Origin of the sequence: Pseudofrankia coriaricola (assembly GCF_032027725.1) — a bacterium.
Taxonomy (GTDB): domain Bacteria; phylum Actinomycetota; class Actinomycetes; order Frankiales; family Frankiaceae; genus Pseudofrankia.
The window spans coordinates 104542-129143 of sequence record NZ_JASNFO010000001.1 but is presented as its reverse complement, the minus strand read 5'-3'; the positions used below and the strand labels follow the sequence as shown (position 1 = coordinate 129143).

Sequence of the window (24602 nt, the reverse complement as noted above, 5' to 3'; positions counted from 1 at the left end):
CGCGGGAGGTGTGATGGCCACCACACGGCCGCTGCGTGCCGACGCGCGGCGCAATCGGGAGCGGCTGCTCGAGGTCGCTGTCCGAGCCTTCTCGCAGGACGGTCCGGACATCGCGCTCGAGACGATCGCGAAGGAGGCGGGCGTGGGTATCGGCACGCTCTACCGCCACTTCCCGACGCGCGAGGCACTCGTCGACGCGGCGTACCGCAACGAGCTCGACCGGCTGTGCGACTCCGTCGACGACCTGCTGGCCACGATGTCGCCCGATCAGGCTCTACGGGCCTGGATGGATCACTTCATCGACTACATGAGCACGAAGCGCGGCATGGGCGACGCCCTGCGCGCGCTCATCGCCTCCGGCGGCGATCCCTTCTCCCGCAGCCGCGACCGGCTGACCGGCGCCGTGACGACGTTGCTGCGAGCAGGTTCGTCGGCCGGGACGCTGCGCTCGGACGTGACGCCCGACGACCTTCTGATGAGCCTCAGCGGCCTGTCGCTGGCGACGGCCGACCGACAGGACCGCGCACAGGCCGGCCGCCTGCTCGACCTCCTCATGGACGCGCTGCGCGCCCGTCCCTGAGCAGGCCCGCGCTAGGCGGCGAAGGCCGCGGCGAGGGCGTCGACGCAGGACGTCGTCTTTGTCTCGGCGACGACGAGACAGCCGGGGACATCCAGCGGAGGGTCGGTCGGCCGGATGGCCACCGAGCGGAGCTGGGCCGCCGGGTCCTTCGCGGCCTCGCCGTGCAGCACCGTCCAGGTGGGACCGCCCGGTCCCTCCGCCGTCGCCGCCGGGCGGGCGGCGCCGATCTCGACCAGCGTGTCCTGGACACTGCCGGACGGCCGTCCCAGCCGGGGCTCGAACCCGGCGACCTGGCACGCCCGGAGCACGAACGCCCGGAAGAACGGGTCACAGGCTTCTGACGGGATCCGTAGCGGAAGGCCAGCCAGGGCGGCCAGGTCCACGGCGGGCCGGGGTGCCGTCTCGAGCCAGGCTGGCATCGCGACCCGCAGCGGCTCGCGCCACAGCTCCACGACCCGGACGCCCGGGCTCGGGCGGGCGGCCCGCACCAGCGCGACGTCGACCTCGCCCCGCGCCACCGCCGCCACCTGGTCCGGGATCCGCACACTGACCAGCTCGACCGCCACCTCGCGCTGGCCCGCCGCCTCCCGCAGCTCACGAAGCGCCCGCTCGAGCCGCGGGCCGAGACCCGGGCTGGCGCTGACCCGCATCGTGGCCCTGCCGGCCGCGACCAGCTCGGCGGCCACGGCCGACGTCCGGTCCGCCGCGGCGAGCACAGACCGGGCCTCGACGAGCAGCCGCGCCCCCTCCGCTGTGAGCCGGACATGGCGGGAGGAGCGGTCCAGCAGGCGCACCCCCAGCTCACGCTCGAGCCGGGCGACCTGCTGGCTCACCGCGGGCTGGACGACGTGCAGCTTCTCGGCCGCCCGGGCGAAATGCAGTTCCTCGGCGACGGTCACGAAGTAGCGAAGCTGACGAAGCTCCACGCCGTCGCCCCCTCCATCAACGTTCGTTATCGCTGCCCAGGCTAATCGGGCCTTGGTCAGCCGCGCGGCGCCTCGTTGACTGGCGATGGTCCTGGCACGCGCGGGACCCGACGCCTGAAGACGGAAGACGGAAGACGGAGGAGCACATGCGGATCGGGCTGTGGCTCGACGACGGTGACCGGACGGCGCGGGACCTCGCGCACGACGCCGCGCGGGCGGCCGAGGCGGGATTCGGCTCGCTGTGGCTGAGCGAGCGGGACGGCTGGGACCCGCTGACCCTGCTGACCGCGGTCGGCCGGGCGGCGCCCGGCGCCACCCTGGGCACCTCGATCATCCGCAGCTACCCGCGCCACCCCGTGGCGCTGGCCGCGCAGGCGCTGACGGTCCAGGCCCTGACCGGGAACCGGCTGGTGCTCGGAGTGGGGCCGGGGCCCGCTCCGATCATCGAGACCCGGTACGGCCACCCGTTCGCCGAGCCGGTCGCGAACCTGCGTGACTACCTGCGCGTCCTGACGCCCGCTCTGCGCGGCGAGCCGGTCTCGTACCGGGGGCGGCACTGGGCGGCCGAGGGGACGGTGGCGGTGCCCGGCGCGAAGGAACCGGCCGTGCTGCTGTCCGCGCTCGGCCCGGCCATGCTCCGGCTGGCGGGCGAGGCGGCCGACGGGACCCTGACCACCTGGGCCGGACCCGGCCTCCTCGAGAGCTACTTCCTGCCCACCCTGGCCCGGGCCGCCGCGGCGGCGGGACGCCCGGCCCCGGCGGTGGTGGCCGGGGTCTGCGTCTGCGTCACCGCCGACCCGGAGGGGGCGCGGCGCTGGATCGACGACGCGTTCGGCGCGGCACGCGGCCTGCCCAGCTATCGCGCGATCTTCGACCGCCAGGGCCTCGACGGCCCGGCCGACACGGCCGTCGTCGGCGACGCCGCCGACGTCGAACGGCAGCTGCGACAGTTCGCCGACGCCGGCGCGGCCGAGGTCCAGATCATCGCCTGCGGCAGCGCCACCGACCGCGCCCGCACGATCGAGGTCGTTGGCGCGCTGGCCCGCTCGTCCGAGTAACCCGCTCGCCCGGGCAAAGGGTCCTCGGGGCGGGCGGTTACCCCTCGAATGCCGCGAAGATCGCCGGCGGGGTACGGGGATCGGTGTCCTCTAGGCTCTCTTCGTATGCGCTCCTCCCCCCACAGCGCGGATGGCCTGCTCGCGGATTACCTACCCGTTGGCGAGACCGAGGTGAAGGACGTCGCCAGGGTCAGGGCGATGATCGCCAGCACCCCCGACCCGTGGTCGCGGGACGTTCCGCTGCACCTCACGGCGTCGGCACTGATCGTGCATCCCGAGACCGGGCGCGTCCTGCTGCGCTGGCACGACAGGATGGGGAGCTGGCTGCAGGTCGGTGGCCACGGCGACCCCGGGGAGAGCGACCCGCTGAGCGTCGTCCTGCGCGAGGGCCGCGAGGAGACGGGCCTCGCGGATCTGCGCCCCTGGCCGACCGGGGAGCTGCGGCACGCGGTCGTGGTCTCGGTGCCCGGGACGCCTCGCGAACCCGCGCATGAGCACGCGGACCTTCGCTTCGTCCTGGCCACGGCCACCCCCGACGAGGCCAGCCCGGAGAAGCCGACCACTCCCCTGCGCTGGCTCAGCCTGCCCGAGGCACTGGACCTCGCCGCCGAGGACAACCTGCGCGAGACCCTGACGCGGACGCGGCTTCTGCTCGCCTGACCCGATATTCGGCTGACCCGATCCACGGACGTCAGGCGACGTCGGCGGGCGACGTTGGCGGGCAACGTCGGCGGGCGCTGTGCGACGTCGGGAGCGCCGCGCGGCGTCGATTGGCGCTCGCGGCGCGCGACATGACCGCCGGTAAAAGCTGGGATGTGACGGTCGCGGCGATATGGCCGGCCGGCCGGCCGCCGTAGGCTTTCCGCGTGAGCTGGGAGCAGGACCGCCCGCCGAGGTCGCGTCGTCCAATATCGGGTCCGGCAACGACGGTCAGAGAAGGTGCCGCGCGGTTAGGCGACGCCCTGCGCAGGCCGGTGTCGCTGGTCCATCCTCGACGTCGCACGTCCAGCCTGGAAGGACCCCCCTTGGGCGCGCGCGACGCGGTCGTGGCGTGCGGGGTGTACCGCCACGGCGAGCGCGACCCGCATCCGCACGGGTTCGACGCCGCGCTGCGCACCGTGCGCTCCGGGAGGGACAGCTTCCTGTGGCTCGGCCTGTACGAGCCCTCGGAGGATGACCTGGCCGCGGTGGCGGCCACGTTCGGGCTGCATCCGCTCGCGGTGGAGGACGCCGCCCAGAACCACGACCGACCCAAGCTGGAACGCTACGACGACACCCTGTTCGCCGTGTTGAAGACCATCCGCTATGTCGACCATGACAACGTCTCCACGACCGCGGAGATCGTCGAGACCGGGCAGATCATGGTCTTCCTGGGTCGCGATTTCGTGGTCACCGTTCGTCACGGCGCGCACGGCGAGCTGCAGACGCTGCGCGCCCGGATGGAAGCCCGCCCCCAGTTGCTCGCCCGCGGCCCGGCCATCGTGCTGCACGCCATCGCCGACCACATCGTCGATGACTATCTGAAGGTCGCCGACCTGATGGAAACCGACATCGACGCGCTCGAAAGCGCCGTGTTCGATCACCGGGCCCGGTTTCCCGACGCCGGAGCGGTCTACCTGCTCAAACGGGAGGTCGTCGAGTTCAAGCACGCCGTGCTGCCGCTGGCCGCCCCGCTGCGCGTCCTCGCCGACCCGGACGGCGCCGCCGGACTGGTCCCGCCCGAGGTGCGCAGCTACTTCCGCGATGTCGAGGACCATCTGCACCGCGTCACCGAACGGATCGCCGGATTCGACGACCTGCTCGGCTCCCTCCTGCAGGCCACCCTCACCCAGGTCTCCGTCGCCCAGAACCAGGACATGCGCAAGATCAGCGCGTGGGTGGCCATCGCCGCCGTCCCCACCGCGACCGCGGGCATCTACGGCATGAACTTCGAGCACATGCCCGAGCTACGCCAGGTCTGGGGCTATCCCGCCGCCCTGGCGTTCATGGCCACCGTCAGCGCCCTGCTCTACCTCGTCTTCAAACGCAACGACTGGCTGTGAGACCGAGCCACAGGGGCCGAGCGTGTCCCGGCGTCACCGGCTACTGGCACTACCCCACCGCGATACCCGCGGCAGCAGGCGGCGGCCTGGCGGCGCGCATCGGCCCTGCCACCGCCCTTCGCGGTCTGACAGCCGTGTCGGGCCCAGGTTCCTCCGAGTTCATCGGGCTGGCCGCGCCATAAACGGCGCGACCAGCCGACGAACAGGCCAGCGCTCCAGCGGTGCCACCGCGGATCGTTCAGCCTTCGGAACGGCTACTCAGCGAGACTCAGCCGAGGGGGGATTGGCTCGGAGGCCCCGCCCACGGGGTTGTCGAGCGATTCGGCTATTGCCGCGAACTCGGCCAGTGCCGCCTGAAGATCCTCGACGATCTCGCGGGCGATGACAGCTGGGGGAAGGAGGCTGTCGGCGTCGTCGAGAGAGGGGTCTCGCAGCCAGGTGACGTCGAGGTTGACCTTGTCGCGGGCCATCAGCTCGGCATAGGTGAAGGGGCGGAAGCGCTCGGACTCGACCCGCTCGGCGCGGGGCTTGCCGGGGAGGTAGCTCTCGACGAAGCCGTCCAGATCGTCCCGGCGGAGCGGGCGCTGGCGCAGCGTGAAGTGCTTGCCCGTGCGGAAGTCGTAGACCCAGACGGTCGAGGTGTTCGGGCCGCCGTCCGCGCGCGGCGGCTTCTTCTCGAAGAACAGCACGTTGGCCTTGACGCCGCCGGCGTAGAAGATGCCGGTCGGCAGCCGCAGGATCGTGTGCAGGTCGAACTCGTCGAGCAGTCGCCGGCGCACCTTCTCGCCGGCGCCGCCCTCGAACAGCACGTTGTCCGGCAGGACGACCGCCGCCCGGCCGTTCATCGCCAGCAGCGACATGATGTGCTGCAGGAAGTTCAGCTGCTTGTTCGTCGTGGTGGCGCGGAAGTCGTCGCGGTCGTAGGCGATGTCCTCGTTCTCCACGTTGCCGTCGTTGCCGACGACGGTGATCGCGGACTTCCGGCCGAACGGCGGATTCGCCAGGACCAGTGATGCGTGCCGCGTGGGCTTCTCCGCGAGCGCGTCGTCCACCGTGATCAACGACGGGCCGTCGGCATCGCCGATGCCGTGGAGCAGCATGTTCATCGCGGCGAGCCGGGCGGTGCCGGTGACCAGCTCGGTGCCCCGGATCCGCCCGGCGCCGAGCGCGAGCCGCTCGTCGCGCGAGAGATCACCCAGGTGGTGTTCCCGGATGTGGTGGTGCGCGGCGATGAGGAAGCCGCCGGTGCCACAGGCCGGGTCCGAGATCGTGTCGTCAGGCCGTGGCTGGGTGACGGCGACCATCGCGTCGATCAGCGCCCGCGGGGTGAAGTACTGCCCGGCGCCGGTCTTGGTGTCCTCGCCGCCTTTGGCGAGCAGCCCCTCGTAGGCGTCGCCCTTGAGGTCGGTCCCCTGGATCGTCCAGTCATCCCTGCCGATCAGATCCTTGACCAGCTTCTCCAGCAGCGCCGGCTTGGTGATCCGGTTCTGCGCCTCCGCGAAGATCGTGGACAGCGTCGTACCCGTGCCCTTGCCGAGCGCCCCGAGAATGTCCCGGTAATGCTGTTCCAACGCCTCGCCCTGTAGCCGGACCAGCGACCTCCAGTCGTAGGCGGACGGCACGACAGCCATCGCTTCCTTCTCCGTGAACGGGTCGGAGGCGATCTCGTCGGCCATCTTCAGAAACAGCAGGTACGACAGCTGCTCGATGTACTCGATCGTCGACAGCCCGTTGTCCCGCAGCACATTGCAGTAGTTCCACAGCTTCGCGACCAGCGCGTTCGTCCGAGTACGCGCCTGGGTGGCGGATGCGGGGATCGCGGATGCGGGGGTCACAGTGGAAGCTCCTGGGGCACGGGGATCGATCGTGGCGCGGTGGCGGCGGCTCTCCGTCGGCCGCGCGTCACCGCCCGGTGCCCGTCGCCCATCCGGGCGGGCAGCTCGGGGGCGGGCTCGTCGGCGGGGTCCCGCGGCACGAGCCGGCCGCTGACGGCGCTGGCAAGGAGCGACCGCCGAAGGTGGGCCGCCCTGTTCAGACCACTCCGCACGGCGCCGTCCAGGGCGTCAGCGCCGCTCATCAGCTCGTCACAGACACCGACGAGACGCTTCTGTTCGTCGAGCGGTGGGACAGGGAACTCGACCGTGGCCAGCCGTTTCGCGGAAAGATGGGCGATGTTCGTGGTGATTCGGGCTTCGCGCATGAAGCGGAGCGAGTGCATATGCCGGCGGAAGACCAGCAGTGCCCATTCCGGAAGCACGTCGGGGCGGGCGCGGAACCGGAGCAGGCTGTTCGTGAAGGCGACGTTCTCGGGGACACCCCGGTAGATCGCCGGCCGGCCGACGAGATGCGGGCTCTGCCCTTCGTTCAGGAGCACGTCGCCCGGCTCGAGCCGGTACTTGGCAAAGACTCCCGAGAAATCCATCTCCTTGACGTCGGCGGTGTCGATCCGGTTCTCGAACACGTTGGCGACCCGAAGGTACGGCCGCATCTCGGGGCCGTGGTGCCGGGCCGGATGGCGCTGCCGGCCGAGCTCTATGACTCCGGCCTCGCCCGTCGTCGTCACCGACCACGACGCCGGCGGGTCCTCCGGCACCAGTGTGAGCAGGATGGCCTTCCGCAGCGAGCGTGTCTTCAGGCGGGCGTTCTCGATCTCGCGGACCGCCGCGTCGAGGCGGGAGAGGCGGTCTTCGAGGGCCTCGACGATGCGGCGCTGCTCGCCTACCGGAGGCAGGGGCAGAGGGATCTGCTGAACGCTCCGCGACGACAGGTGCTTGACGGTGACCGACGAGGTTCTCGCCCATATCGCGTCGAGATAGCCCTGCAGCACATGCAGCAGGAAACCTGGGTCATAGACATCGGGATCACGAACGGAGATCTTGCATACCCGCTGGTTGAGAAGCGCCTCGGGGCCACGCCAGACGGCCACCCGAAAATCGCCGTCCATTCCGACGACCATGTCCCCGGCCCGGACTGTGTATCCCTCTTCGTACTCACCCGAATAGTAGGTATCGCTGGCGAGCCGACCGACGTCTCGAATACGGATCAGCGGCATGCCATGGCCATGGTGGTTGAAGAGGCCCGCCTTGAAGGCGAAACCGTTCCGTACATCCGCCACGTCCGCCAGCGGGACACGCCTCCAGGCCTCGTGACATCCCAGCAGGCCGGGAGCACCGGAGCGCTCCGCCTCGGCGACTATGTCGACGGGATTCAGGACAAGGGTCACGAAACCGCGCTCCAGAGCTGGTCGTCGGTGAGGTCGGCACCGGCCTGACGCCGGCGTCGGATCCAGCCTTCGAAGCGTTCGTCGACCGTGTCCCGGTACGGCCGCGGGGCGTCGTCCACACCCAGTTCATACCTGATGAGTGAGATCAGGCCGGGCACACGCGACGTGCCCCGGTGCCGCCTCCGCCAACGACTGGTAGATCACCACTACCGTGTCGCCGCAGTCGTGGATCGGGCCAAATTACGACTGCGACAACACGCCCGTGGCGATCATGAATGATCGAGGGCCGGCAGGCCCTTCGCTGGCGTGGCTCTAGGACGTGGACTCGATCTGGGCGAGGAAGCGGTTGGCGGCCGCCTGCCTGGGGTAGCCGGCCGGGTCCTTGACGCATTCGGGGCACCAGTGCCCGGCGGTGAGGATGAGCCGGGGGCTGCCCGCGAACTCGTGCCCGTCGACGCAGCGCCAGCGCAGTGGCGTGGCGAGGTCGCCCGTCGTCACCGTCCGGGACAGTAGTTCGCCGCCGCGGAAGTCGGCGGCCGCGGCAAGGTCGGCGCGATTCCACGCGGCCGGGTCCTTCGTCTCGTCGTAGCCGTGGTCGAGCAGACGCGGGGTCCGGTCCGGGGCCGGCGGCTGGAAGGTGGACCAGTCGCCGATGGCGTCCCAGTCCGCGCGGGAGCCGAAATAGGCCTGGATCCGCGCCTCGTCGTTGTCCCGGATCCAGGTCATGGTGCCCCTAGGCTGCCGCGTCAGCGGACCGATGACGAAGTTCTTCACGATCGCCGCCGGCACCTTCCCGGCCAGGCGCACCGTGCACGGGGCGGCACCCAGGGCGCGGGCAAGCGCGCCGTCGAAGGTGTCGCGCCGGAAGGGCACGAGGTTCTCCAGGTCGTCCGAGTCGGTGTACCAGTGGCCGTGAAAGTTGCGAGTGGCGAACCAGCTGCGCTCATACCAGCGCCGGAAGTCCTTCACGCCGAGCGCACCGGCCAGGCCGACCTGCAGGTCCCAGTTGGTCAGCCGCCACGGCTCACCGCCGCCGATGTTGTACACCCGGCTCCAGAACCGTTCGGGCACGCCGTCCTCACAGATGTTGGCGACCAGGCGGGCGGAATCCTCGGCCGACGCCCATTCCATCACCCCCGCGAACGGCACGTGGGTCACGATGGCATCGCGGATCTCCAGGACCCCGGGATGGAAGATCCCCGTCTGGCGCAGCCACACCCAGCGCGGCAGGCGGGACTCGATCAGCACCCGCTCTGCAATGATCTTGCTCTGGCCGTACTCGTCGAACCGGGAGACCCGCAGCGGGTCGCCGACCCGGCCCCAGTGGTGCGGGGGGTTGCGGTCGCCGGTTTCGGCGACCGACCCGACCATGACCACGCCGATCGCCGTGGGGTCCTCCTGAGCCAGCACCGCCCTGACAATGTTCTGGACGCCGCCGACGTTCACCCGGCGCGTGAGCTCGGGATGGTCGTCGGCCAGCGGCGAGACGACGGCGCCCAGGTGCAGGACGTGGTCGCTGCCGCGCACGCACCGCTCGACGGCGCCGTAGTCCGTCAGATCGCCCCAGGCGACCCGCAGATTGGGCATGCCGGCGAACTCGCCGATGACTTCTCGCTCACGCCGGGTCGGCAGCACCAGGGCGACGACGTCGAACCGGTCGGCCCTGTCGGCGAACTCACGCAGGACGCAGCGGCCCCAGTTTCCGGTCGCCCCGGTGAGAAACACCCGCCGCCTGCCGCCCACGCCGTCCAGCTCCTCGGCTCGAGGATGTCAAGGAATGTCACAGGATGCCATAGAAGTTCTGGGCGGGCGGAGTTCTGACGCACCGTCGCGCCGGCGGACAACCCGGCAGCCGATGGCCATGCGGGCACCGCGGCTCACCGGCCAGCGGCACGCGGCACGCGGCATCAGGTGAGCGGATCGGTCGCACCCTCGCCGGCACCGGCGGCGAGCGCGCCTGACGCCGTCCCCGGCAACGTTCGCCCGACCTCGGCGCGGAAGATCACCGGACGGCCGCCGGCGAAGCGGTCGAAGGGCGAGCCCGGCCGGCTGACCGGGCTCCGCCCGCCGGCGGGGGCGCCGGGGTGACGCCGTCCACGGTGACCAGCAGATGGCGAGGGCCGCGCAGGAGCGGGCTCGGCCGGTAGGGCGGCGGGTCGGCGGCCAGCCGGGGATTCTCCAGCCGGCGCGCGAGTTCCGTCAGGGCGATCTGTGCCTCGAGCCGGGCCAGCGGGGCGCCGAAGCAGTAGTGGACTCCCCCGCCGAAGCCGAGATGCTCGATGTACTGCCGATCCGGGTCGAACCGATCGGGGTCGGCGACGTGGGCGGGGTCGCGGTTGCCCGCGGCGAGCACCAGGGTGATGGGCGCGCCGCGGGGAATGACGGTGCCGGCGACCTCGATCTCGTCGAGGGCGCCGCGGTTCCCCAGGAACTGCACCGGTGGGTCGTGGCGCAGCACCTCCTCGACCACCCGGCCGGCCACGTCGGGCTGCCGGGCCAGCCTGCGCGCGACGTCGGGATGGCGCAGCAGGGTAAGCATGCCGTTCGCGATGAGGTTGACGGTGGTCTCGTGGCCGGCGATGAGGAGAAGCGCGGCGTTGACCATCAGTTCGCCGCGCGACAGCCGGCCCCCCACGTCGGTGTCGGAGTCGGTGGCCAGCCCGGACAGGATGTCGTCGCCGGGGTCGCGCCGGTGGGCGTCGGCCAGGTCGCCGAGGTACTCCCCGAGCTCGGCCAGAGCCCTGGTGCGCCGGCCTCGCCGGGTGGCCAGGTCGCCGGTGGCCGGGTCGGTGGCCTCGACCACGGCGTCGGCCCACACGCGGAAGCGCGGCTCGTCCTCGCGGGGCACTCCGAGCAGCCGGCAGATGACCGTGACCGGGAGCGGGTAGGCGAACTCGTCGACGAGGTCCACCCGGCCGCGCCCGGCGAGGCCGTCCACCAGGCCGCCGGCGATCTCGGCGATCTCGGGGACCAGCCGGACGATCCGTCCAGGGTTGTGCGGCGGCCCGAAGTGCCGGGTCAGCAGCCGCCGGATCCTGTCGTGCTCTGGCGGGTCGAGGGCGATGAACGACGGCGGCAGCGGCCCGGCCGCCTCGTCCTGGGCCACGGCCGCGTGGTCCGCGCGGTTGCGAAGATCCGAACTGAGCCGGGGATCGTGCAGCAGCGCGACGATCTCGGCGTACGTGCTCACGACGAAGCCGCCGTCATCCGCCCGGCTGACCGGTGTGCGGCGCAGCTCGGCGCAGAGCGGGTACGGATTGGCACGGTTGCTGTGGTCGAGAATCTGGTCGAAGACGCTGACCGGCGCCATAGCCATAGGGCGGCCCTCCGAGTTGTCGACGGTGTGCGGCCGGCTCACTCAGCGGCCCACGTGGACGAACCGGGCGCGCCGCGCGGACGGGTCATGTCCGGTCACCATGACCGTGGCCTCGTGGATGAGCGCCGGCCGGTCGGGGATCTCCGCCGGCACGGGCCGCCGGGCGGGCTGGTCGACGCGGCGGAAGTCCGGCGGGAACGGCGCTGCCCGCTCGATCAGGCCCTGGTAGAAGTCCAGCCATTTCCCCTGGTCGAAGGCGACCGCGGCGGTGACCCGGCCTCGGTGGCCGTAGACGGCGATGAACCGGCGGTCCGCGGTCGAGCCCTGCGCGATGACGACCTCGTCGGCGAAGGTGGGGACGCCCACGGACTTGATCTCCGTACCGAACTGGGTCGACCAGAAGCTGGGCACGGCCAGGTGCGGCCAGCGCTCGGTCTGCGGGCTGATCATGTTGTGAGCCGCGATCTCGCCCTGCGCGACCGCGTTGCCCCAGTGCTCGAGCGCGAGGAACTGGAAGTCGTAGAGAGGGTGCGGGAACCGTGCCACGTCTCCCGCGACGAAGACGTCGTCGCAGACCATGCCGTCGACCGTGAAGGCCCGCGACCCGGTGTCGCAGCCGACTCCCCACGGCCCGGCCCCGAGCCCCGAGTCCAGGAGCCATTCGACGTTGCGGACGCTGCCGAGCGCGGCGACGGCCACGTCGACGTCGAGCGACGTGCCGTCCGACAGGTGGGCGCGGCGAAGCCGGCCGGCCCGGTCACCCTCCAGCGCCGTGACCGTGACGTCGCAGCGCAGGTCGACGCCGTGGTCGCGGTGCAGGTCCGCGGCGACCGCGCCGACCGCTCGCCCGAGCGCCCCGACGAGCGGCGCGGGGCCCCGCTCGGCGACGGTCACCGGCAGCCCCAGCCCACGGCACGACGACGCGACCTCCGACCCGGTGAAGCCGGCGCCGATGACCAGCACCCGGCGAGGCCCGGCGGCGAGCCGCTGGCGCAGGCCGGCGGCGTCGTCCCGGCCACGCAGGACGAACATGCCGTCCAGGGCCGCCTCGGCTGGATTAGGCCACGGTCGCGCCCGCGCACCGGTGGTGATCAGCAGCCGATCGAACTCGACCTCCTCGCCGTCCGCGAGCAGGACCCGCTTGCGGGCCAGGTCGAGGCCGGTCGCGCGCACGCCGAGCCGCCACTCTGCGTCGAGGTCATCGGGCCGAGGCAGGGCGGTCCGCCGGCCCGGCACCCAGCCGTCGAGGACCTGCTTGGACAGGGGCGGCCGGTCGTAGGGCTCGCACGGCTCGTCTCCGATCAGCGTCAGCGGGCCGGTGAAGCCCTCCCGCCGCAGCGCCGTCGCGGCTCGCAGGCCGGCGACCGAGACGCCGACGACGACGATTCGCGCGGCCCGCCTCATGGCATCGCCGTCGGCATCGGCAGTGGCAGTGCGGCCGGCAGTGGCAGTGCGGCCGCCAGTGGCAGTGCCACCGCCAGTGGCAGTGCCACCGCTGGCGCCAGCGCGAAGCGGCGGACCCGCGCCGACGCGGTCGCGCACCCGGATCGGCTCGACCCGCAGCGCCTGGACCGGGCAGGCGGCCGCCGCCCGGAGAACCTGCTCTCGCCGGGTGTCGTCGGGCTCCGGGTCGTACCAGAGCGCCTCGTCCCCCTGCATGTGGAACACGTCCGGCGCGAGGAAGGCGCACTGCGCATATCCCTGGCAGCGCGTGAGGTCAACGACGAGTCTCAAGAGAAGTCCCCCGGTCACCTCGGCTCGGGGACGGCCCTGACCCCGACGCTGCCGGACTCCTGCCCGACGCCGCCGGAAAAAACCTGGCCACCGGTTCCGTGGCTTCCATCGTTCCGAGTTTCCGATGTTCCGCGGGCATATTCGCCGCCCCACGTCGGATATGGCTGTTACGGCCGGAGGCTTTCATGGCGGCATAGCGGGCGATGGCGGCCATGAGATTAATTGCCTCATTGGAGAATCCTGGGAAGTCGGCCGGTGATCCTGGTCCCAGTCTCGATCCCGGTCCCCGGTCCCGGTCGCGACGACCTACGTGCCGTCGGGGTGCCCGGCCGGTGAACTGTCCCGAGGGTCGCCGAGCTTGCCTGAGGGTACGCATTCCCGTAACTTGACGTAGTCCTTCGCGTACAGGCAGCGATCTCCATGAAAACGTGGACGTCCAGCGCCTCCGGAATCGGAGGGGGCACGGCCTCGACCCGCATGGTCTCGACTAGCCAGTCGGCGAAGCCCGCCGACGCGAGGCTCACGGCCCCCGCATGGACACGTATCGCGACGTCACTGTCGCGCAGGTGGCATACGGATGACGGCACCGGCAAAGGCACCGGCGCCCAGCGCGGTGCCGGTGGCCGATTCGGCGAGGATGACCACCCGGGTCGGTGGCGGCGGAACCGACCGTGGCGGGCGGGCCGGCTGGGCCGGGCCGTTCCCCTCATCACCGGTGCCGTCCTCGCCCTGCTGCTCGCGCTCACCGCCGTGCTGGTCGGGCGCTGGCAGCTTGGCAACGCCGAGCACGGCCGCCGGGCCAACCGGGTCGACCTCGTCGAGAGCATCGCGAACTACCGGTCGCAGACCGACGACCCAGCGACTCTCCAGACGATGGTCGACGGCGCCGGGTTCAGCCTGACCGATCCGGCCCACGACGCCGATCTGCTGGCGGCCTTCGACCTCACGCCAACCGGCAACCCGACGGTGGCCGTCGCCCTTTTGGACACGTCGGGACGGGTGATCGCGGCGCGCCCGGACGGCGCGGCGATCCCCACCGCCCAGCTGGGCTCCGCCTGGGGGGACGCGCTGCGCGGCGAGCCCGGCTGGTCCTCGGCATTCGACGTGGATGGCCAGGAGGTCCGCGCCGGGCTCGCCCCGATCCACGCCGGCGGCAGCCCCACCGAGGGCTTCGCGGCTGGGAAGGGCGAGCCGCGAGCGGTGCTCGTCTCGCTGTCCATCGACACCGCCGGTGAGCGGTTCCAGGAGCGCCTCGGCGTGCTGGGCAACGGCGCCGGCGCGGGCGGGCTGTCCCAGGTGGACCGCGACGGTGTCGCGATCTCCTCGTGGGCGCCGACCGAGGTGGGCAGACGCATCGTCGACCCGGCCCGGCTGACGGACCTGCGACCAGGCCATTCCGAGGTCTGGCAGACGCGCGGCGCCGACGGCCACGAACGAACCGTGATCGCCGCCGCACAGCTGACCACCGGCTATGTGACCGTGTTCGAGGCCTCGAACGAGCAGCTCTACGGCGACCTGCGCGACCAGCAGGCCAGCCGGAACCACACGCTCGTCGGCGTGCTCGGGGGGTCGGTGTTCGGGCTGGTCCTCTTCGGCGCATTACGCGAGTTAGGAGCCCGCCGGGCCCGCGCCCGGCTGCACAACCTGCTCGGCAACACCCATGACGTGATCGTGCTCGTCCGCGACGGTTCGACCGTGGTGTTCATGAGCCCATCGGCACGGCGGCTGCTGGGCCAGGCCGACGCCGAGTGGGTCGACCGGCCGCTGCTCGACCTCGTCCATCCCGACGACCGCGACCGGGTGGCGGCATCGCTCGCGTGCCTCTCGCCAGGCGAGACGACGCTCGTCGACGTCCGGCTGCGCGCCACGAACGGTGCCGAGCACGGATCCGCCCCGGTTGACGACACCGGCGCGGAGCCAGCCACCGGCGCGGAGGCGGCCTCGGGCGCGGAGGCGGCCACGGACACCGACCCGGAGCACTTCCGGTGGTTCGATCTCACCGCCGTCGACGAACGCGGTGCCCACGACCTGGGCGGGGTGGTCATCACCTGCCACGAGGTGGGCGAGCGCAAGGCCCTTCAGGACCGCCTCGCCCACAAGGCGCGGCACGACCCCCTGACCGGCCTGCCCAACCGCGCGACCTTCCTCGCCCACCTCGCCGGCGCGCTCACGACGTCCGCCGTCGACGGCACGCGGGACGCGCTGCTGTTCATCGACCTCGACGACTTCAAGCCCATCAACGACAGGCACGGCCACGCCGTCGGCGACCACGTGCTGCGGGTCGTCGCCCAGCGCATCGTCGCCACCCTGCGCCCGGACGACCTTGCCTGTCGGTTCGGCGGGGACGAGTTCGGCGCGCTGCTGCGCGAGGCCGAACCCGCGACCGCGCGGCTGATCGCCGAGCGTCTCGCCACGGCCATCGCCCGGCCGATCAGCCTGCCCCCGCCGGACACGGGGGCCGGCGCCGCCTCGGCGCACCAGGCCGACCGCGTGCAGGTCCGCGCCAGCATCGGTGTCGCGCTGAGCACGCCGTCTCTCGACGGCCACGCTTCCCCCGCCGATGCCGACGCGCTGCTGCGGGCCGCGGACCAGGCCATGTACGAGGCAAAGCGCGCCGGCCACGGACCGCGCACGGTGTTCGCACCGGATCTCGCCCCCATCACCGGCCCCGCCGCGGCCCTCTCCGAGGCGGCCGCGGCGGCCATTCAGCCGTCGCCGCGGGCCGGCTCGGCGCCACCGTCGGCGCCGTCAGCGCGGCCGGCGACGGTGTCGCGGCGGGCCGCGGCCGGGGCCGCGGAGACAGCGCCGGCCACGGCGGGCCCGGCGCCGCGGGACGACGCCTCCGCGCGCGGAGGCGGGCCGCGCCGGGCCGCCGCGGGCCGCGCCAGACTCGCCGCTCCGATGGCCGGTCGCCGCCGGCGGGCCTGGCCCAGATGGCTGCGCTCCCTTGTCCCGATTCTCGCGGTCGCGGCGCTCCTGCTGGGCATCCTCGGCATCGGCCTGCGTCAGGAGGCCGATGCCCAGCGCACCGCGCGCGCCGCCGCCCTCGCCCAGAACCGTGCCGTGGCGGCGGCGTTCAACGACTCCGCGGCGACGATCCTGGAGCCAGGGCGGCTGGTGCCACTCGTCTCGGCCGCTCCGTGGACCTTCACGAACCCCACGATCGACCGCGAGATCCTGCGCCGGTTCGCGGCCTCCGCCATCGGCGGCCCGGACACCGATCTGCTGCTGACCTCGCCTGACGGTCAGATTCTCTCGGCGCTTCCAGCGAAGGCGACGATGCCGGTAGACACCCGAGGCACGCTGTGGCGCTCGGTCGTGGCGGGCCAGGCTCAGTGGACCCCGGTCACCGCCGACTCCACGGGGACCGAGCGGGTGTACGGACTGGAGCCGGTGATCCGCGACGGCAGGACCGTCGCGGTACTGGCCATCGGCCGCTCGGCGCACCACGGGCTACCGACGGTGATCTTCCAGTCGCTCGCCTCGCTGGGCTCCCTGGAACTGGTCGACCAGAACGGACGCGTCGGCTTCGGCTCGGACAACACCTTCATCGGGCGTCGCGTCGTCGACCCCGCGACGCTGAGCCGGCTCTCCCCTGAGGGCGAGGCGACCTCCGTGCGCTCGGCCGACCCAGGCCTGATCTCGCTCGCGATGCCGACGGGCCGGATTCCCGGCTACTACACGCTCCTGCAACGAGACCGAACCGCGGTCTTCGACGACCTCGGCAGCTCGCTGCCCGGGCTCGGGCTCCTGCTCGGCATCGTCGCGTTCACGCTGATCGCCGTGGCCGCGTCCGACGACCGTCGCCGGCGGGTGCTGCGCCGTGATGTCGACCGCTTCGAGGCGCTGCTGCGCGGCGCTCACGACATCGTCGCCGTCGCCGCCCCGGACGGCCGGATCAGCGTCGTCGGGCCATCGGTGACCCGCCTCCTCGACCAGCGGACCACCGACTGGGCCGGCCACGACGTCGCCGACCTCGCCCATCCGGACGACGCGGCGCGGCTGCGCGCGTTCGTCCGGGCCACGGCCGGCAGGCTGCCACCACCGCCGCCGCCCACCGGGGCGCCCGCCTCGCCTCGTGCCCCGGCGGCCTCACCGCCCTCCGCGGCGGCGCCGTCGCCGGCCGCGGGGGCCGGGCGGCCCGGTCCGGAGACTCTGCAGGACGTTCGGCTCCGTACCGCCGACGGCCGGCACCGGTGGTTCGACGTCACCGCGTCGGCGTTGACGACGGCGCCCGGCTCGGACGTGTCCGGTGTCCTGATCACCTGTCACGACATCGGCGAGCGCAAGGCGCTGCAGGACGAGCTGACCGCCGCCGCGTACCGCGACCCGCTCACCGGCCTGCCCAACCGGGTCGCCTTCGACCGGTGTCTCGACGAGGCCGTCCTGCGGGCGGCCAGGCGGTGTGCCGAGCGGCCAGACGGGCATGATCTCGCCGCCGGCGGCTCCGGACCCGAGGCTGGCAGCGGCGTCCCGACCGCGTCCGCCGGCGCGTCGCCCTCCCGATGTGCCTGGGAGACGGGCGCCTCGCCATTCGGCGTCCTGTTCGTCGATCTGGACAACTTCAAGCCCGTCAACGACATCTACGGCCACGGCACCGGCGACGAGGTTCTCGAGATCGTCGCGCTGCGGCTGGAAGCCACCGTCCGGGCGGGGGACACCGTGGCGCGGCTCGGCGGCGACGAGTTCGGCATCCTCGTCGCGAACACGGACGAGGGCGAGCTCGTCGAGCTCGCCGAGCGGATCCTCGCCGCGCTGCGCCAGCCACTGCGGACCAAGGTGGCCGTACTGACGGTCGCCGCGACGATCGGTGCCGCGCTCTCCACCGCCTACCCCGACCCGTTGCGGATCATCCGCGCCGCCGATCTCGCCATGTACGACGCCAAACGCCGCGGCCGAGGGAGCGCCGTGCTCGCCGGAGCCGATGGACGCGCCCCGCGACGGCGTGACCGGTGACCAGGCCGGATGACCGGGCCCGCCCCAAACAGCCAGACGTTCACGATGCGGCGTAGCCCGCATCGTATGCGTCGCAATTGGGTATAGGTTACGAGCTGGGCGTAGCCTGCCGATGATCACGCCGGCGGCATCCGGCGAGACACCGGTGGGTGCGCGAGAGGAGCGGGAGTCAGTGACCGACAGCGACGTCGCTGGGGACGGGTCGTGGAACTTCGAGTCGGTCGCGTCCGGCGGCACGGTCCTCGGGCCAGACGGTAAGCCGATCGACCTGCGCACCGACCTCCCGCATATCGCCCGGGTCTACGACTACTGGCTCGGCGGCAAGACCAACTACCCGGCCGACCGGAAGGTCGCCGAAGCGGTCATGGCCGCGATGCCCGCCGTCACCGAGAGCGTCCGCGCCAACCGCTCCTTCCTGCGTCGCGCCGTGCACCTGCTCGCCGCCGAGCACGGCATCCGCCAGTTCCTCGACATCGGCACGGGCCTGCCCGCGTCGGACAACACGCACGAGGTCGCCCAGCGGGCCGCTCCGGACAGCCGCATCGTCTACGCGGACAACGACCCGATCGTGCTCGCGCACGCGCACGCGCTGCTCACCAGCACACCCGAGGGCAGCACCACCTACGTGCATGGCGATGTGCGCCAGCCGGCCGACATCCTCGCCAAGGCCGCCGAGGTCCTCGACTTCAGCCAGCCGGTCGCCCTGATGCTCATCGCGATCATGCACTGTGTGCCGGACGGCGATGACCCGTACTCGATCGTGCGCACGCTGTCCGACGCGATGCCCCCCGGCAGCTTCTTCGTCTTCACCCATCCCGCCATCGCGACCGAGGCCCCCTCGGGCAACGTCCCGGCGGAGGACCTGGCAGCGGCGTACGCCCTGATGCGGGAGGCGTCCACCGGCAGCTTCCACGCGCGGACGCAGCAACAGATCGGCCGGTTCTTCGACGGCTGGGACCTGCTCGAGCCCGGCGTCGTGCTGGCCACGAAGTGGCGGGCCGACGAGCCCGAGTCCACCGTGATCTGGACCGGGGTCGGCCACAAGCCCGCCTGACCCGCCCGGCCGGGCCGATCAAGCGCTAACCCTCGGCGAACGGAGCTGAACAGGCCGCGCAGGTCGCGGTGGGGGCGGTGGCGGCCGAGGCCGCTCGAAGCCGGCGCGGCGGCGGGCGGCCCTCGCGGATCTGGCTGAGCACGGGTGTGCCGATCTCGTTGATGACGACGCGGGTGCCGTCGTGGCGGCGGGCGCGGGTCCAGCTGTCGATCAGCTGGTATGCGGCATGGTCGAGGTAGTCGACGGCGAGGTCGAGCTGGACCGGCGCGGCGGCGGGCAGCCGGGCTAGCTGGCGTGCCAGCCGGGGCAGCGACGGGAAGGCCAGCGTTCCCTCGATGACCACCCGCCACGGCAGGCCGCCAGCCGCTGGCGGGTGGACGTGGACGGCCGTGACGAGAGCGCGCCGCAGCGTCTGCAGCACGGCCACGCCCACTCCGAGCGCCACTCCCTCCAGGAGGTTGAGGACCACGACGCCGCCCGCGGTGACGAGGTAGGTGGCGAGGTCCCCATGACGGGACAGGACCCGGACTCCGGCGAGGTCGACGAGTTTCACGCCGATCACGACGAGCAGCCCGGCGAGGACCGCGAGCGGGATCTGGCGCAGCAGCGGCGCGAGCAGCAGGGCGAACCCGGCCATCCAGAGTCCGTGCAGGATGGTCGAGGCGCGGGTCCGGGCTCCGGCGCGGACGTTGGTGGCGCTACGGACGATCACACCGGTGACCGGGAGCCCGCCCGCGAGCCCCGAAACGGTGTTCGCGGCGCCCTGCGCGACCAGCTCCCGGTCCAGGTTCCCGCGAGGACCGCCGTGCATGTTGTCCACGGCGACGGCCGACAGCAGTGACTCGATGCTGGCGATCAGCGTGACGGTGAGGATGGCGGTCGCGATGCCCGTCGCCGGGCCGCCGGGCAGCTCGGGCAGGGCGAGTGAGCTGAGAACGTCATGGGGCAGCGCGACGCGGGGCACGTCGGATGCGAACGAGGCCATGGTCGCGAGGGTCACCGCCGCCAGCGGCGCGGGCACGCTCGCGAGCGGGCACGGCAGCCGCGGCCACGCCAGCATCAGGACGACCGTCGCCAGGCCGAGCACGGCCGCCACCGGGACGTGGACGGTCCCGAACTGGCGGCCGAGCTCGACGATGTTGTCGAGCGCCGAGGACCTCGCGGCGCCGCCGAGCACGACGTGGACCTGGCCGACGACGATCGTGATCCCGATGCCCGCGAGCATCCCCTGCACGACGGCCGGCGAGATCGCGAGCACGCCGCGGGCGACCCGGCTGACGCCGAGAAGCACCTGCAGGACGCCCGCGACGGCGGTGACGAAACACGCGGCCCGCCAGCCGTAGGTCGCCACGACCGTCGCGACCACCGAGGTGAGGCCTGCCGCCGGGCCTGAGACCTGAAGGGGGACGCCGCCCAGGGCGCCCGCCACGACACCGCCGACCACGGCGGCGATGACTCCGGCGGCGACCGGTGCTCCAGAGGCGACAGCGATGCCCAACGAGAGCGGCAGGGCGACCAGGAAGACCACCAGCGACGCCTCGACGTCGGCGCGCCACCGGGGACGCGCGTCACGCCGGTCCGGCGAGGCTCGCGGCGGGAACTCTCCCGGCTTGCTCAGGTCCCTCGGGCCTCCCGGACTGCTCAGGTTGCTCGTGTCGCTCGTGTCGCTCGTGTCGGGCGCGGGGGACTCGTCGGGCACGTGCGGACTCCAGTCGTAGGCCGGCTGCAGACACCACGACAACGCGTAGCCATAAAGCTACGTTCCGAGGTTGATTGGGTGGGCGGTGTCGAAGATGTGGGCGCCGAGTGGTCAAGTGTCGACTGTTTGCTCATCACGCCTCCCGGGAACACCGGCCCGCGTGGCGGCATGGGACAAGCGCGACGACATGATCGTCTACGAGGAGGAGCCGTTCAACGCGGAACCTCCCGCGGCGGCGCTCGCCGACAGACCGATCACGCCTCTGGACACCTTCTACAGCCGCAACCACGGCCCGATCCTTCAGATCGACCCGGACTCGTGGCGCCTGCGGGTCGACGGGGTCGTCCGCCGTCCCCTGGTGCTCTCCCTGGCGCAGCTTCGCGCCCGATTCCCCGAGCGGACGATGGTGGCGACGCTGCTGTGCGCCGGTAACCGCCGGGCCGAGCTGGCCGCGGTCCGCCCTATCCCCGACGAGGTTCCGTGGGGATCCGGCGTGATCTCCACGGCCCGGTGGACCGGCGTGAGCCTCGCGGATGTGCTGGCCGCGGCGGAGCCCTGGCCCGACGCGGGGCATGTCGCCTTCGGCGCCGCGGACGTCTCCGAACTCGCCGATCCCCCGCAGCCCTTCGGCGGGTCGGTGCCGATGTCGAAGGCGATGGCCGGCGAGGTCCTGCTCGCCTGGGAGATGGACGGCGCCCCACTGCCTCCGGCACACGGCGCCCCGGTCCGGGTCGTCGTCCCCGGCTACATCGGTGCGCGCAGCGTCAAGTGGGTGGAGCACATCCACGTCCAGGAACAGCCCTCGGACAACTACTTCCAGGCCAGCGCCTACCGGCTGCTACCCGCGGACGTCGACCCGGCGGCGGCCGCGGCCGGTGCCGGCCTGTCGCTCGGGCCCCTGGCCGTCAACGCCGCGATCCTCACCCCCGAGGACGGCCAGGCGCTCCCGCCCGGGCCGAACCGGATCAGCGGATACGCCATTGCCGGCGACGGCCGCGGTGTCGCCCGCGTCGACGTGCGGGTGGAGACGCCGGGGTCACGCCAGGGCACCGGCCCGGACGCGAACGGTGCCAGCCCCTGGCGGCAGGCCGACCTCGGCCCGGCGCCGAGCCCCTGGGCCTGGCGGCTGTGGGATACGACAGTGCGGATCCCGCCCGGGCCGGTGGACATCGTCGCGCGTGCCTGGGACACCAGCGCCACCGTGCAGCCGGAACAGCCCGCGACCTTGTGGAACCCGAAGGGCTACGGCAACAACGCCTGGACCCGGGTACGGGTCACCGGCCGAGCCGCCTGACACACGACCACCACCGGCCGTGAGGCGGGCCCCTAGGAGCCGCGAGCTCAGGGGCAGGTGGCTCGGTACGGCAGGTTCGGGAGGTAGCGGGCCCATTCCGTCGGAGTGAGGTGGTCGGCTGGGATGGCGCAGGCTCGCTGGGCGAGTTCGGCGGCGTCGACGGTCCATAGCCGGGCGGTCCAGTCGGTGCTGGTGGTGGCGAGCTGCCGGCCGTCCGGGCTGAACGCTACCCCGTAGACGCGGTCCTCATGGCCGGTGAGGGTGGCCAACGGCCGGGGCTGACGGAGGCTGGTGACGTCCCAGAGCCGGGCGGTCTGGTCACGACTGGTGGTCGCGAGCGTCCGGCCGTCCGGGCTGAACGCCACCCCGTAGAGCTCGTTGGTGTGGCCGGTGAGAGTGGCCAGCGGCACCGGCTGCCGGGGGTGGGCGACATCCCACAACCGGACTGTCCGATCGCCGCTGGCGGTGGCGAGCGTCCTCCCGTCCGGACTGAACGCCAGGTCCAGGACGAAGCTGGTGTGGCCGCTGATCGTCGCCAACGGCGCCGGCTCGCGGGGGTTGCCTATGTCCCACAGCCTGGCCTTCTGGTCGGTGGCGGCCGTGGCGAGCGTCTTCCCGTCCGGACTGAACGCCAGGCCCCAGACGGCACCGTCGTGACCGCTGATCGTCGCCAGCGGCGCCGGCTGCCGCGGGTTGGTCACATCCCACAGCCGGGCCGTGTGGTCGAGGCCGCCGGAGCTCGCCAGGATCCGGCCGTCCGGGCTGAATCTGACGCCGTACACGGACTCGGTGTGACCGGTGATGACCGCCAGCGGCGCCGGCTGGCGCGGGTTGGTGACATCCCACAGCCGAAGCGTGTGGTCTTCGCTGGCGGTGGCGAGCGTCTTCCCGTCCGGGCTGAATGCCACACCGTTGACCTCGCCGGTATGCCCGATGAGGGTGGCTATCGTCGTCGGCCCACCGGAACCGGTGAGGTCCCACAGCCGGGCGGTCCCGTCGTCGCTGGTCGTGGCGAGAACCTTGCCGTCCGGGCTGAACGCCACGTAGATGACGTTGTTGGTGTGACCGGAGAGGACCGCCAGGGTCGCGAGCTTGCTGTCCGCGGCGGCCAGCAGCGCCGCGCGGGCCTCGGACGTCGGGGCCAGCCGGTAGGCCGCCGTCGCCAGCCGGAGCGACAACGCACGGCCGGTCGGCCCGGCCGCCGTGGCCCGCGCGGCGAGTGTCCGGGAGCCGGCTGCCAGGTCATCGGCTGACGGGTCGTTCCCGCCGCTGGAACGGTTGAGCAGCACGACGGTCGTGAGCGCCGCCGCCACGACGAGAGCGACGCCCGCCGCGACCAGCGCCCGGCCGCGGCGTCGCCGGCGGCCCCACGGGATGAAGCCGGGCGGGTTGGCACCCGCGGGTAGGTGCACGTCATCGGGCCGGCCGGCCGGAGGAACCGACAGGGCCGGAGGAACCGAGCCACCCGGGGGAACCGAGCCAGCCGGCGGAACCGAGCCGGCTGGAGGAACCGAGCCGCCCGGAGGAACCGACAGGGCGGTAGGCGGGATGGTCAGCGGCGGAATCCGCGGAAGGGTCGAGATGACGGTGGCCTCGGGCCCGGCTTCGGCGTCATCTGACGGCTCCGGCGCGGCGGGCACTGACGCGCCGAGCAGCATGCCGTAGAGCTCGGCGGCGGTCGGCCGGAGCTCCGGGTCCTTGCGCATGGCGACCGCGACGATGTCCCGCAGCGGCATGGGCAGGCCGGACAGGTCGGGCGGCTTCGTCTCGATGCGGTAGAAGATCACGTCCGTGGGGCCGTCCCCGAAGGGGAGACGGCCGGTGCCGGCGTGCACGACGATGCCGCCCCAGGCGAAGATGTCGGCAGCCGGCGTCAGGTCGGTGCCCGCGACCTGTTCCGGCGCCATGAACGCCGGCGTGCCGACGCGCCGGATCTCCCGGGACAGCGCGGTGGCCGCGTCGAGTGCGCGGGCGATCCCGAAGTCGATGACCCGCGCGCCGGTCGGCGAGAGCAGGACGTTCTCCGGTTTGAGGTCGCGGTGGACCACGCCGGCGCTGTGGATGACCGTCAGCGCCGTCGCCACGCTGATCGCCAGCTGCTCGAGGTCGGGACGGGCGAGCGGCCCGCGCTCCCTGATCGCCTGGGCCAGTGTCGGGCCCTGGACGTAGTCGGTGACCAGGTAGGCGAGCTCGCCGTCCGTGTCGGCGTCGAGAACCTCAGCCGTGCAGAATCCCCGGACCCTGCGGGCATTGGCCACCTCGTGGCGGAACCGGGCCCGGAACTCGCGGTCGGCGGCGACCTCCGGACGGATCACCTTGACCGCGACCGGGCGTCCCTGCTGGCTGTGGCCGTAGTAGACCAGTCCCATCCCGCCGCGCCCGAGGCGGCGAAGCAGTGTGTAGGCGCCGACCTGGCGCGGGTCGGTCTCGCTCAGGGGGGCGCCAGCCGTGCCGCCCCCCGGCGCGCCCAGGGTCACCGCGGCCCCCGCCGCCGCGCCGTCCGCTTCCGGACTCGTGCTCACCTTGTCCCCCTGCGTCGCCTGTTACGGAACATCGTCGCGAGACCCCCGGCAGGCGGTTGCCAGAGTCGTCAACCCGTCAGTTACTCGCGGCTCGCGCGAGGCGGCAGCCCAATGCACGGACTACGTGATCACTAGTGCCTCCTCGGGCATCGTTCGCCCCCGGTGATCGCCGCGCACGTGCCGCCGTCGTCGCGGATG

16 protein-coding genes are annotated in these 24602 nt (G+C 72.5%); 7 read left to right on the top strand and 9 right to left on the bottom strand.

Features of this window, described 5'->3' with window-relative positions; all coding sequences use genetic code 11:
* Nucleotides 1-13: 13 nt before the first annotated feature.
* Nucleotides 14-580 (top strand): TetR/AcrR family transcriptional regulator, encoded by a 567-nt coding sequence (locus QOZ89_RS00530; RefSeq protein ID WP_312622655.1) that lies wholly within the window; start codon nt 14-16, stop codon nt 578-580.
* 11 nt (nt 581-591) lie between these two features.
* Here QOZ89_RS00530 and QOZ89_RS00525 read toward each other — a convergent pair whose 3' ends face one another.
* On the bottom strand, nt 592-1506 hold the full coding sequence (locus tag QOZ89_RS00525) for a LysR family transcriptional regulator (RefSeq protein ID WP_312622654.1): 915 nt from the start codon (nt 1504-1506) through the stop codon (nt 592-594).
* A gap of 146 nt (nt 1507-1652) precedes the next feature.
* On the opposite strand from QOZ89_RS00525, the gene QOZ89_RS00520 reads away from it, so the two are divergent.
* The 3 genes from QOZ89_RS00520 (at nt 1653) to QOZ89_RS00510 (ending at nt 4606) form a co-directional block, all read left to right on the top strand.
* Nucleotides 1653-2564 (top strand): TIGR03564 family F420-dependent LLM class oxidoreductase, encoded by a 912-nt coding sequence (locus QOZ89_RS00520; protein ID WP_071049375.1) that lies wholly within the window; start codon nt 1653-1655, stop codon nt 2562-2564.
* Between the two features lie 105 nt (nt 2565-2669).
* Nucleotides 2670-3224, top strand: coding sequence for an NUDIX hydrolase (locus tag QOZ89_RS00515; protein ID WP_071049374.1), 555 nt, complete (start codon nt 2670-2672; stop codon nt 3222-3224).
* Between the two features lie 365 nt (nt 3225-3589).
* Complete coding sequence (locus QOZ89_RS00510) at nt 3590-4606, top strand: magnesium and cobalt transport protein CorA (protein ID WP_241841793.1); 1017 nt, start codon at nt 3590-3592, stop codon at nt 4604-4606.
* 254 nt (nt 4607-4860) lie between these two features.
* Here QOZ89_RS00510 and QOZ89_RS00505 read toward each other — a convergent pair whose 3' ends face one another.
* From QOZ89_RS00505 to QOZ89_RS00480, 6 genes are all read right to left on the bottom strand, one after another.
* Nucleotides 4861-6441 (bottom strand): type I restriction-modification system subunit M, encoded by a 1581-nt coding sequence (locus QOZ89_RS00505; protein ID WP_312622652.1) that lies wholly within the window; start codon nt 6439-6441, stop codon nt 4861-4863.
* Entirely contained in the window at nt 6438-7829 is a 1392-nt protein-coding gene (locus tag QOZ89_RS00500; protein ID WP_312622651.1) for a restriction endonuclease subunit S, read from the bottom strand. Before QOZ89_RS00500 ends, QOZ89_RS00505 begins: the two co-directional genes overlap by 4 nt.
* Nucleotides 7826-7987: a type I restriction-modification enzyme R subunit C-terminal domain-containing protein gene (locus tag QOZ89_RS00495; protein WP_312622650.1), complete on the bottom strand. Its 162-nt coding sequence runs from the start codon at nt 7985-7987 to the stop codon at nt 7826-7828. Before QOZ89_RS00495 ends, QOZ89_RS00500 begins: the two co-directional genes overlap by 4 nt.
* A gap of 154 nt (nt 7988-8141) precedes the next feature.
* A complete protein-coding gene (locus QOZ89_RS00490; protein ID WP_312622649.1) occupies nt 8142-9572 on the bottom strand; it encodes an NAD-dependent epimerase/dehydratase family protein in 1431 nt (476 codons plus the stop codon).
* A 259-nt stretch (nt 9573-9831) separates the two neighbouring features.
* The gene (locus QOZ89_RS00485; protein ID WP_241841791.1) at nt 9832-11145 is read right to left on the bottom strand and encodes a cytochrome P450; all 1314 of its coding nucleotides are present in this window, start codon (nt 11143-11145) and stop codon (nt 9832-9834) included.
* 42 nt (nt 11146-11187) lie between these two features.
* Nucleotides 11188-12879 (bottom strand): FAD-dependent oxidoreductase, encoded by a 1692-nt coding sequence (locus QOZ89_RS00480; protein WP_312622648.1) that lies wholly within the window; start codon nt 12877-12879, stop codon nt 11188-11190.
* Nucleotides 12880-13356: 477 nt separating this feature from the next.
* On the opposite strand from QOZ89_RS00480, the gene QOZ89_RS00475 reads away from it, so the two are divergent.
* Both QOZ89_RS00475 and QOZ89_RS00470 read left to right on the top strand, forming a co-directional pair.
* Nucleotides 13357-17835 (top strand): diguanylate cyclase domain-containing protein, encoded by a 4479-nt coding sequence (locus QOZ89_RS00475; RefSeq protein WP_312622646.1) that lies wholly within the window; start codon nt 13357-13359, stop codon nt 17833-17835.
* Nucleotides 17836-18007: 172 nt separating this feature from the next.
* Nucleotides 18008-18889 carry an SAM-dependent methyltransferase gene (locus QOZ89_RS00470; RefSeq protein WP_241841790.1) on the top strand — a complete coding sequence of 294 codons (882 nt, stop codon included), beginning with the start codon at nt 18008-18010 and terminating at the stop codon, nt 18887-18889.
* A gap of 25 nt (nt 18890-18914) precedes the next feature.
* Here the strand turns inward: QOZ89_RS00470 and QOZ89_RS00465 are convergent, their stop codons facing one another.
* A complete protein-coding gene (locus QOZ89_RS00465; protein ID WP_312622645.1) occupies nt 18915-20588 on the bottom strand; it encodes a SulP family inorganic anion transporter in 1674 nt (557 codons plus the stop codon).
* Nucleotides 20589-20748: 160 nt separating this feature from the next.
* On the opposite strand from QOZ89_RS00465, the gene QOZ89_RS00460 reads away from it, so the two are divergent.
* Nucleotides 20749-21882: a sulfite oxidase gene (locus QOZ89_RS00460; RefSeq protein WP_241841789.1), complete on the top strand. Its 1134-nt coding sequence runs from the start codon at nt 20749-20751 to the stop codon at nt 21880-21882.
* Between the two features lie 47 nt (nt 21883-21929).
* Here QOZ89_RS00460 and QOZ89_RS00455 read toward each other — a convergent pair whose 3' ends face one another.
* The gene (locus QOZ89_RS00455; protein ID WP_312622644.1) at nt 21930-24404 is read right to left on the bottom strand and encodes a WD40 repeat domain-containing serine/threonine protein kinase; all 2475 of its coding nucleotides are present in this window, start codon (nt 24402-24404) and stop codon (nt 21930-21932) included.
* Nucleotides 24405-24602: the final 198 nt, after the last annotated feature.